The 10576-nt window shown below is 70.4% G+C and carries 7 protein-coding genes and 1 pseudogene; 6 read left to right on the top strand and 2 right to left on the bottom strand.

What is annotated here, in order from left to right; all coding sequences use genetic code 11:
• A pseudogene (locus tag AB0958_RS25580) lies at positions 1 to 626 on the top strand (transposase); the annotation flags it as partial.
• Between the two features lie 27 nt (positions 627 to 653).
• On the opposite strand, the gene AB0958_RS25575 reads toward AB0958_RS25580, so the two are convergent.
• Complete coding sequence (locus AB0958_RS25575) at positions 654 to 893, bottom strand: hypothetical protein (protein ID WP_366892792.1); 240 nt, start codon at positions 891 to 893, stop codon at positions 654 to 656.
• Between the two features lie 562 nt (positions 894 to 1455).
• Entirely contained in the window at positions 1456 to 1629 is a 174-nt protein-coding gene (locus AB0958_RS25570) for a CsbD family protein (RefSeq protein WP_319150687.1), read from the bottom strand.
• Positions 1630 to 2173: 544 nt separating this feature from the next.
• Here AB0958_RS25570 and AB0958_RS25565 point away from each other — a divergent pair.
• From AB0958_RS25565 to mgtA, 5 genes are all read left to right on the top strand, one after another.
• The gene (locus AB0958_RS25565; protein WP_366892791.1) at positions 2174 to 2317 is read left to right on the top strand and encodes a hypothetical protein; all 144 of its coding nucleotides are present in this window, start codon (positions 2174 to 2176) and stop codon (positions 2315 to 2317) included.
• 1574 nt (positions 2318 to 3891) lie between these two features.
• The gene (locus tag AB0958_RS25560; RefSeq protein WP_366892790.1) at positions 3892 to 4740 is read left to right on the top strand and encodes a GAF and ANTAR domain-containing protein; all 849 of its coding nucleotides are present in this window, start codon (positions 3892 to 3894) and stop codon (positions 4738 to 4740) included.
• Positions 4741 to 4771: 31 nt separating this feature from the next.
• Complete coding sequence (locus AB0958_RS25555; RefSeq protein ID WP_366892789.1) at positions 4772 to 5497, top strand: GAF and ANTAR domain-containing protein; 726 nt, start codon at positions 4772 to 4774, stop codon at positions 5495 to 5497.
• Between the two features lie 26 nt (positions 5498 to 5523).
• The gene (locus AB0958_RS25550) at positions 5524 to 7935 is read left to right on the top strand and encodes a phosphoketolase family protein (protein ID WP_366892788.1); all 2412 of its coding nucleotides are present in this window, start codon (positions 5524 to 5526) and stop codon (positions 7933 to 7935) included.
• On the top strand, positions 7932 to 10559 hold the full coding sequence (gene mgtA / locus AB0958_RS25545) for a magnesium-translocating P-type ATPase (protein WP_366892787.1): 2628 nt from the start codon (positions 7932 to 7934) through the stop codon (positions 10557 to 10559). Before AB0958_RS25550 ends, mgtA begins: the two co-directional genes overlap by 4 nt.
• Positions 10560 to 10576: the final 17 nt, after the last annotated feature.

Here is a 10576-nt window from a genome sequence, read left to right as displayed (position 1 = left end):
TGGATCGGCGACGGCGGTGAAGGTGCGAAGTACTGGCTCCAGGTCCTGACCGAGATCAAGAACCGCGGCGCGGCCGATGTCCTGATGCTGGTCTGTGACGGCCATTGACCGGTCTCCCGGACGCCGTGAACACCGTCTGGCCTGCGACGATCGTCCAGACCTGTGTCGTGCACCTGCTGAGGAACAGCTTTCGTTACGCGGCCCGGCAGGACTGGGAGAAGATCGCGAAGGCGCTCAGGCCCGCCTACACCGCGCCGACCGAGGACGCCGCTCTGGAGCGGTTCGTGGAGTTCACCGACGCCTGGGGCAAAAAGTATCCGGCGATCGTCCGGCTCTGGGAGGCGGCCTGGGCGGCGTTCGTGCCCTTCCTCCGGTTCGACGTGGAGATCCGCAAGATCGTCTGCACCACCAACGCAATCGAGAGCATCAACGCGCGGACCCGCAAGGCCGTCCGGGCCCGGGGGCACTTCCCCACCGACCAGGCCGCCCTCAAGTGCGTCTGCCTGGCCGTCATGAGCCTGGACCCGACCGGCACCGGACGCAAACGCTGGACCATGCGCTGGAAGGCCGCACTCCAAGCCTTCGACATCACCTTCGACGGCCGGCTCACCGCCGGACGCCACTGAACAAGACCGACCGAGTTCCACCGTTCGCTACACAGACCCGGCCGGGGTGTCGGTGGTGGCTGCCTCGGCCACGGCGTACCGGACGGCGCGGGCGACTTCCAATGGATGGTGCCCGGGGGCGACCGAGAGCTGGACCTCGCTGTGGCGGCCGGGCGGATCGTCATGGTCCACCACCCTGACCGGGAGGCTTCCCAGCACCGCGGTGAGGCGGGCAACGCCCCAAACACCCGCCGCGACGTTCGCCAGCTCCCCGACGGGCCCCCGCATGGACCCTGTTCCGGCCACCGCGGGCGAGCGGTCTGCAGCCTCCGGCACGGGCCTCATGGCCCTCGCCGCGGTCCGCGACCCCACGCCTGCCTCCGAGCCCTCAAGGAGATCCGTGACATGCAAGTCAACTGTCACGGCGGCCAGGCCGAGCCGTTCAACGGCCGCGTCGAGCAGTGCGCTCCTCAACTGGTCAGCGGTGCGAGGCAGCGACTGCCCCGGGGATGTCGTGAAGGCAGCCTCGATCCTGAACGGGTTAGGCGGTAGCGAGCCGGCGGACGGACGGCCGGGTCGGACACAGGCTCAAGCGATGCCGACCCGGTACGCAAAGGCTCCAGCCGGACGCCGAGAATCCCGGCGGCCGCGCACCCAAGAGCCCCGACGGCCGCTTGCCCGGTGATCCACGTCCCGTCGTCGGGCCCGCCGAGCGGAAGCAGCCGACCCAGGTCGAGCTGGCGCCGCACTGCCTGCGCCCACGCCTCGCTTTCCACCGACCTCTGACCCTTTTCATGGCCGCGGTTCCGCAACGCCCCTCAGCGTTGTCTTGGTCGGGTTTACGGGGTGGTCAGTGTTTGAAGGCGTCCCTGATCTTTGCCCCGGCCTGCTTGAGGTTGCCCTTGACCTGGTCTCCACGGCCTTCCGCCTGCAGGCGCCGACTGCCGGTGGCACGGCCGGCTGTCTTCTTGGCACCGCCCTTCATCGCTTCGGCTCTGTGCGCGATTTTCTTCGCGATACTCATGAGTGGCCACCCTGGGTGAGTTGTCATGCGGGGTGTGGCAGGAGGACTGTCCCGTGGCGCTGACGTCAGTTCTCTGTGCGTGCAGTGGCGGCCTTCCGGGGGCGGGCCGGTGCTCAAAAAGCGTGCGGTCTGCTCCGACGACCGCCATCCGGGGCCGGAGGTAGATCACCGTTGGGTGAGTTCCCCCCGCGCGTTCGCGGTGTCCGAGCGGGCGATCTCACGTGGGCCGACCAGGTCGTCGCGGTCCGTCCTGGTGGAGGCCGTGTCGCGAGGATCTGCTCTGCTCCAACATTAGAACCACGCCGTCCACAAGGCCACGGGGACCGGGACGCAGGGTGCGGAGTGTTCCACGTGCGGTCCCGTATGGCCCGTCCTGTCGCCGGCCGCCAGGACGCCGCTGGCGCGTGCCGGAGTCGCAGCAGAGTGGACGCGATCGCCAGCTTCCAGGCGCCAGCTGGACAGTATGTGAACTGGCGGAGCAGTGGGGGCTTCGCCGCTGCTGTCAGTTCTCGTCGCCCTGGGTACGCTGAGGTTGGGTGTTTTCATGGAACCACTGACGGGGCTTCCTCTCGTCGCACGGCTGAGGGGTACGCACGTGTGGCGGGCGTTCGCGCAGCTGGGTGCGGTCCACTGGGCCCGGCTCGCCGCCGCCTTCACCTTCACCAGTTCGTCGCCCTCTTTCCACTGATCACCTCCGGAGCGGCGATCGGTGCGCTGCGCTGCTGAGCAAAGACCAGCTCGGGAGGCTCCAGGACAAGATCGCCGCCCAGGCACCGAGCCTTCCGACCTGCTGAACGTGAATGGCCTCGTCGCGCATGCCGGACGCGTCGGACTCATCGCGGGCGCGCTGCTGCTCGTGATCGGCAGGTCGGCGCACTGCGCGGGTGTCTGCGCGCGGTGTGGCAGAAGGAGGAGGACCGGGAAACCCGGCCCAGCTCAAGCTCAAGGATGCCGGTGTGCTGGTCGGTCTCGGCGTGGTCGGGCTGGTCGCGATGGGCAGATCCGTGTTCGCGATCAGTGCGGTCTGCTGGACCGCCGACAAGGTCAGGATCGCGGGTGGGGCGGGACGGGGCACTGCTGTTCTTCGCGGGCCTGGCCATCGCGCCCTGCTCGTCGACTTCCCGCTGCTGGTCTACCTGCTCACTCACATTCGGCTCGCCCCGGATTTCTCCGATGCCTTTCCGCAGCCGCCCGGTTGCCGGATTCCGGCCTGTTCGGACCCACCGCGGCGAAGGGCCGGGGACTATGCTGGTGAGCGGACGCCCAGGACCCCGGTGGACGCACGGCCTGCTGACCACGATGCCACGGGAGCGGATTCTCGTCCGGACCCGTCGCATCTTCGAGGAGATCCCTGTCGGGCACCGAGCCTCGTAGCGCGGAACTCAGACCTGGTGACCCACTCATGTGTTCGTACGCCCCGACCTCGGTCGCACCTCGCCGGGTACCAAGCCCGGCGCCTCGCGTCCGGTGCCCGGTAGCGGTCCCGAGAACACCTGAACGGCTGGAACAGAGGTGTCATGCCTTATTCTGTGCGGCTGTCCATCCGCCGGAGGGCTCGCGACCGCTCGCGCCGCTCTCGTCCCCTCCAGCGGGCGGGGACGCCATGATCACCTCTCCAGCCCGCGGTCAGCCGTGGAGCGGAGGCGGTCGCGAGCAGCCCGCCGTAGAAGCGATGTGCCCGAGCCGGTCCAGCCCGCTGGCAGGCCGTCTGTTCCCGCGGGGATCTCGCGGGTCCGTCGCGGGGTCCCGCGCAGCGGCGTTCGACAAAGATGCTCTCGAGCCGAGCCCGGAAGTCCGTCCAGGACGTCTCGCCGTCGCCGTACAGCAGCCCGGATTCGCCGTGGTGATCGCGGAGACCGCGGCCCTGGAGGGCTGCGGGTTCGGATCTTCCCCAGGGCGGCGGCACCGGCGGCTCCCCCACGCGGTCCCAGCCCCCCGTGTCGTAGGCGATGACGGCTTCGGGTGGCCGGGATTCGACGGAGTGCGCCCGCCCGCCGTCGGCCGGATCACCGGCGCCGGCGACGGCTTCGCCGGGCTCCTGGTTCACCGGCACGAGCGGCACCGGGATGTGGCCCGACGGTTGCAGGACCCGCTCCTCTCCGAGCGCCAGGCATCACTCGGTGTCGCCTTGGCGGACCGGGCCGACGAGCCGAGCGTGGCCTCTCTCCGCTCCTGGCGCAGGAAGGACGTCGGAAACGTCCGCGGGCCGGCCGACGGTGCCGTGTTCTTGGCGCCAGTTCCCCCTTTGATCCGGTGGTCACCGTGATCCCCGGCAGCCGGTCGGCGCGGATCCGGGTTCTCGTGGCCGAGCAGGCGGCCCTGCGCGGCGCCCGGGTCGGCCTCCTCGACGTGTGTACGGCGGCGGTGGCGGCGCTGCCGGTCGGCGGGGCCGGGGTGTCCGCGATGTCCCGCGGGCGGGCGAGTCATCCGCTGTACAGCACCGACTCCGTCAGTCAGCAGCTGGAAGAACTCCAGCTCACACTGGGCGAGGGGCCGTGCGTGGATGCCTTTGTCCTCGGCTCCTCGGTCCTGTGCACCGACTTGTTGGCCGGTGAACTGCAACGGCATTGGACGGTGTTCGCCGACGCGGCCCTGGAAGCCGGAGCCAGGGCGGTCTTCGCCTTCCCCCTGCAGATCGGTGCCATCAGCCCCGGCGTACTCGACCTGTACTCCAGCAGCTCGGTCGAGCTGGACGCGGACGAGGTGGCCGACGCGATGGCCTTCGCCGACACTGCCACGTTGCTTCTGCTCGACGCCGGGATCGGTGAGGCGGGTGTCCCGTCCGAAACCGGCGCGTCCGGCACCGACGTGGCCGGCACGGACCGGCCGGACCCCGCGCCCTTCGATGACCTGGGCGGTTACCGGGCCGAGATCGACCAGGCCACCGGCGTCCTCATGGTCCAGCTCGGCGTCGGCGTCGAGGAAGCGTTCATCCGGCTGCGCGCCCACGCGTACGCCCGGGGGATACGGATCTCGGTGGTCGCCGCCGACGTGGTCGCCCACCGGCTCCGCTTCCCCCTGGAGACCACACCGTCCGACGTGAGACCGCCGGATGCGCGTCCCTCCGATACGCAACCGCCGGATGCGCGACCGCCCGACGAGGAGCACTGATGCTCACGCCCCACCAACAGAGGTGTGCACGATGAAGGAACAGCTGATGGCCCGGACGTTCGTGGAGCTGGCGGACAGTCTCGTCGCCGACTTCGACCTCATGGACTTCCTGCGCCTGCTCACCGACCGCTGCGTCGATCTGCTCGACGCGGGTGCGGCGGGCGTCCTGCTCGCCGACCGTGACGGCGTGCTGCGTGTCATGGCCGCCTCCGACGAACGCGTGCGCCTCCTCGAACTCTTCCAGCTCCAGAACCACGAAGGCCCCTGCCTGGACTGCTTCCACACCGGGATCACCGTCTCCGTTCCCGACCTGCGCGACGAAGCCGCGCGCTGGCCCCTGTTCACCGCCCAGGCCCAGCGCATCGGCTTCACCGCCGTCCAGGCACTGCCCATGCGCCTGCGCGACGAGGTCGTCGGCGCCCTCAACCTCTTCCACACCACCCCGGCGCCCATCAGCCCCGCCGCCACCCCCTTCGCACAGGCCCTCGCCGACGTCGCCACCATCAGCCTGCTGCAACAACGCACCACCGAGCGCAGCACCCTCCTCAACGAACAGCTGCAGACCGCCCTCAGCAGCCGCGTCCTGATCGAACAGGCCAAGGGAAAGCTCGCCGAACGCCGCCACACGGACATGGAGCGGGCCTTCACGACGCTGCGCGCCTACGCCCGCGCCCACAACCGCCGCCTGGCGGACGTCGCCCGCGCCTTCATCGACGAAACCGAGTACCTCCCCGGTCTCAGTCCCGGAAGTTCCTGATCAGTCTCCTGCGAGAAGGGTTCGTCATGCCGCTCGGCCCCACTACCGAGACCTCTCTCGACACTCCGGACACCCCCGACCCCCTCGACGAGGAGGAGCTGAGCGCTCTGGATGCCCATTGGCGGGCGGCGAACTATCTGGCCGTCGGGCAGATCTACCTCATGGCCAACCCTCTGCTGACCGAGCCGTTGGCGCCTGGGCACGTCAAGCCGCGACTGCTGGGGCACTGGGGCACCTCACCGGGCCTGAACCTGGTCCACACCCACCTCAACAGGGTCGTGAAAGCCAGGCGCTTGGACGCGATCTGTGTCTGGGGGCCCGGTCACGGCGGGCCGGCCGTGGTGGCGAACTCCTGGCTGGAGGGCAGCTACACCGAGACGTACCCGGACATCACGCGGGACGCGGCCGGCATGACGCGCCTCTTCCGGCAGTTCTCCTTCCCGGGCGGCATCCCCAGTCACGTCGCACCCGAGACCCCCGGATCGATCCACGAGGGCGGCGAGCTGGGCTACTCCCTCTCTCATGCCTACGGGGCCGCGTTCGACAATCCGGGGCTCCTGGTGGCCTGCGTGATCGGCGACGGTGAGGCCGAGACGGGCCCACTGGCCGCCTCCTGGCACTCGAACAAGTTCCTCGACCCGGTACGGGACGGTGCCGTCCTGCCGATCCTGCACCTCAACGGCTACAAGATCGCCAACCCGACGGTCCTGGCCCGGATACCGGAGCCCGAACTCGACTCCCTGCTCAGGGGATACGGCCACGAGCCCCTCCACGTGACCGGGGACGATCCCCGCGCCGTCCACCAGACGATGGCTCGTGCCATGGACGAGGCCCTGGACCGTGTCGCCGCCTTCCAGCACGCCGCCCGCACCGGTTCCGTCATCACCGAACGCCCACGCTGGCCGGTGATCGTGCTGCGCACGCCCAAGGGCTGGACCGGGCCGGCCGAGGTCGACGGCCTCCCGGTGGAGGGCACCTGGCGAGCGCACCAGGTGCCGCTGCCGGCCGTACGCGAGAACCCGGATCATCTGCGGCAGTTGGAGCGATGGCTCCGCTCGTACCGGCCCGATGAACTCTTCGACGAGCACGGACGCCCCCGGGAACAGGTCCTCGCCTGTGTCCCCGACGGTGCGCACCGCCTGGGCGCCAGCCCGCACACCAACGGCGGCCTGCTTCTGCACGACCTGCCCGTGCCGCCCCTGGAGCGGTTCGCCGTCCCGGTCGACAAGCCCGGCACGACAGCGCATGAGCCGACCCGCGTCCTCGGCGACCTGCTGGCGCAGGTGATGGCCGACACGGGCGAGCGGCGCGACTTCCGGCTGGTCGGACCGGACGAGACGGCCTCCAACCGCCTGCAGGCCGTCTACGAGGCGAGCGGCAAGGCGTGGGAGGCCCAGGTACTGCCGACGGACGAGCACCTGGAGCGCGGCGGCCGGGTGGTGGAGATCCTCTCCGAACACACCTGTCAGGGCTGGCTGGAGGGCTATCTCCTCACCGGCCGGCATGGCCTGTTCTCCTGTTACGAGGCTTTCGTCCACATCGTCGACTCCATGGCGAACCAGCACATCAAGTGGCTGCGCGTCGCCCGCCGACTCCCCTGGCGCCGCCCGATCGCCTCCCTCAACTACCTGCTGACCTCGCACGTGTGGCGCCAGGACAACAACGGCTTCTCGCATCAGGACCCCGGTTTCGTCGACCACGTACTGAACAAGTCGCCGGAGGTCGTGCGGGTCTACTATCCGCCGGACGCCAACACCCTGCTGTGCGTGGCGGATCACGTGCTGCGCAGCCGCGACTACGTCAACGTCGTCGTCGCGGGCAAGCAGCCCTGCTTCGACTGGCTCGACCTCGACGCCGCCCGCGCGCACTGCGCCCGCGGCGCCGGCATCTGGGCCTGGGCCGGCACCGAGTCCGAGCCCGGCGAGCCCGACGTGGTGCTCGCCTGCGCGGGCGACGTACCCACCCTCGAAGTACTCGCCGCGGCCTCGCTGCTCCGTCACCACCTGCCCGAGCTCGCGGTACGGGTGGTCAACGTCGTCGACATCGCCCGGCTGCTGCCCGCGGAGGAACACCCGCACGGCATGCCCGACAGCGAGTACGACGCGCTGTTCACCCCCGACAAACCCGTCCTCTTCGCCTACCACGGCTATCCGTGGCTCATCCACCGGCTCGCCTACCGCCGCGCCAACCACCCGCACCTGCACGTACGCGGCTACAAGGAGGAGGGCACCACCACGACCCCGTTCGACATGGTCGTACGCAACGACCTCGACCGGTACCGGCTGGTCATGGACGTCATCGACCGGGTGCCCGGTCTCGCGGTCCGCGCGGCGGCGCTGCGGCAGCGGATGGCCGACGTCCGCTACCGCCATCACGACTGGATCCGCGCCCATGGGGCGGACCTGCCCGAGGTCGCCGAATGGACCTGGAGTCAGTGACCACGGAGTCAGTGACCACCCGTACGGCAAAGCTGCGGGTGGGGGACGCCGCCGCCCAGGACGCGAAGGCCGTGCTGGCCGCGCTCGCGAGCAGCCCCGACGGCCTGTCGGGGGGCGAGACGGGCGAGGCGGCCGAGCGGCTGGCGGCCTTCGGGCCGAACGCCGTACGCACGCACCACGTCCGCGTCCTGGCGGTCCTCGGGCGGCAGCTGCGCAGCGCCCTGCTGATCCTGCTGGCGGTGACAGCCGGGGTCTCGTACTTCTTCGGCGAGCGGACCGGCGCGATCATCATCGGGGGGATTCTGGTGCTGAGCGTGACACTGGGATTCCTCAACGAGTACCGGGCGGAGAAGGCGGCACAGGCCCTGCACTCGCGGGTGCGGCACACGGCCGTCGTGGTCCGGGACGGCGCGGCCGGCGAGGTCGACGTGACCGAGCTGGTGCCGGGCGATGTCGTACGTCTGACCCTGGGGCAGGTGGTGCCCGCGGACCTGCGCCTGCTGGAATGCACCGCGTTCGCCTGCGACGAGAGCGTCCTCACCGGGGAGTCCGCCCCCGCCGACAAGGACCCGGAGCCGGTCGCCGCGGGGGTGGCACTGGCCGAGCTGACCTCCTGCGCGCTGATGGGGACCGTGGTGCACGGGGGCAGCGCCACCGCAGTGGTCGTAGCCACCGGGGGCCGTGCCGAGTTCGGGCGGATCGCGCTGGGGCTGGGAGAACGGCAGCCGGAGACCGACTTCCAGGCGGGGCTGCGCCGCTTCTCCATGCTGCTCCTCAAAGTCGCCGCCGCCCTCACCACCGGGATCTTCGTCATCAACCTCCTGCTCCACCGCCCGCTGCTCGACGCTCTGCTCTTCTCGCTGGCCATCGCGGTGGGCATCACCCCGCAGCTGCTGCCCGCCGTGGTGAGCACGAGCCTGGCCACCGGCTCACGACAGCTGGCGCGGCGCAAGGTCCTCGTCAAACGGCTGGTGTGCATCGAGGACCTGGGCGACATGGACGTCCTGGTCACCGACAAGACCGGCACGCTCACCGAGGGCCGCATCCGTTTCGAGGCGGCCCTCGACCCGGCCGGCACACCCTCCGACACGGTGCTGAAGCTGGGCCTGCTGGCCACCGAGGGCGACCTCGACCAGGTGGGCGGGAACGCGCTGGACGTCGCGCTGTGGCAGGCCACGGACACACCCCCGGCCGGACACCACCGGCTCGCGCTGCTGCCCTTCGACCACGATCGGCAGCTGGGCTCCGCCCTCGTCGAGCGTCCGGACGGCAGCCGCCTGCTCGTCGCCAAGGGCGCGCCCGAGGCGGTCCTGGCCCGCTGCGGTGACGTACCGGAGGCGGCCGCGGCAGTGCTCCAAGAGCACTTCGCGGCGGGCAGCCGGGTGGTCGCCGTGGCCACCCGGGACACGGACGGGCAGACGTCCCTCACCGCCGCCGACGAGTACCGGCTGCGTCTGGCCGGCTTCCTGGTCTTCCTCGATCCGCCCAAGACCGGCGCCGCCGCCTCACTGCGCCGCCTCGCCGACCTCGGCATCACCGTCAAGATCTGTACCGGCGACAACGCGCTCGTCGCCCAGAAGGTCTGCGCCGACCTCGGCCTGCCGCCCGGCCGCGCCCTCACCGGCCAGGACATCGGTCAGCTGGACGACGAGGAGCTGACCCGTGCGGCCGAGACCACCACCGTCTTCGCCCGCGTCTCGCCCCAGGACAAGGCCCGAGTCGTACGGGCGCTGCGGCGCCGAGGCCGGGACATCGGGTTCCTGGGCGACGGCGTGAACGACGCGCTGGCCCTGCACGCCGCCGACGTGGGACTGTCCGTGGACACCGCGACCGACGTGGCCAAGGACGCGGCCGACGTCCTCCTCCTGGAGAAGGACCTCGGCGTCCTCGCCGACGGCGTCACCGAGGGCCGCCGGATCTTCGCCAACACCATCAAGTACGTCCTGATGGGCACCTCCAGCAACTTCGGCAACATGTTCAGCGCGGCCGGAGCCTCCCTGGTGCTGCCGTTCCTGCCGATGCTGCCCTCGCAGATCCTGCTCAACAACCTCCTTTACGACGCAGGGCAGTTGACCATCCCCACCGACCACGTCGACCCGGAGCAGCTGCGGGCGCCCTCGCACTGGGACATCGCCTTCATCCGTCGCTTCATGCTCTTCTTCGGGCCCGTCAGCTCCCTCTTCGACTTCCTCACCTTCGCGGTCATGATCGAAGTCTTTCACGCCGGCGCCGACCTGTTCCGCTCCGGTTGGTTCGTGGAATCCCTCGCCACGCAGGCACTGGTCGTCTTCGCCATCCGCACGCGCCGGGTGCCGTTCTACCGCAGCCGGCCCAGCCGCCCCCTGCTGGTCAGCGCCCTGGGTGTCGTCGCCGTCGGTGTCGCGCTGCCGATGTCCCCGCTCGCGGGACCACTCGGCTTCCGGTCCCTGCCGCTCGGACTCGTCCTCGCTCTGGCCCTGATGGTCGTGGTCTACCTGGTACTGATCGAGGGCGCCAAGCATGTCTTCTACACTCGGGCCGACGCGCGGGCCGCGCTTCCACCGGTCCGCCACCGCACCCTCCGGCATCGCATCCAACGGCGGGCCGGCCGCTTCAGCCACCCGGGACCGCTGCGACCCCGGTGACACGCTGTCACCGGGGC

It is taken from the genome of Streptomyces sp. NPDC006655, from assembly GCF_040703965.1.
Lineage (GTDB): Bacteria > Actinomycetota > Actinomycetes > Streptomycetales > Streptomycetaceae > Streptomyces.
Note: the sequence above shows the minus strand (reverse complement) of the source record. Positions and strands in the feature narration are given on the sequence as shown.

Excerpts from the sequence above, each read along its gene's own strand:
- AB0958_RS25575 (WP_366892792.1), bottom strand. The coding sequence starts at position 893 with ATGCGGGGGCCCGTCGGGGAGCTGGCGAACGTCGCGGCGGGTGTTTGG.
- AB0958_RS25570 (WP_319150687.1), bottom strand. The coding sequence starts at position 1,629 with ATGAGTATCGCGAAGAAAATCGCGCACAGAGCCGAAGCGATGAAGGGC.
- AB0958_RS25565 (WP_366892791.1), top strand. The coding sequence starts at position 2,174 with ATGGAACCACTGACGGGGCTTCCTCTCGTCGCACGGCTGAGGGGTACG.
- AB0958_RS25555 (WP_366892789.1), top strand. The coding sequence starts at position 4,772 with ATGAAGGAACAGCTGATGGCCCGGACGTTCGTGGAGCTGGCGGACAGT.
- AB0958_RS25550 (WP_366892788.1), top strand. The coding sequence starts at position 5,524 with ATGCCGCTCGGCCCCACTACCGAGACCTCTCTCGACACTCCGGACACC.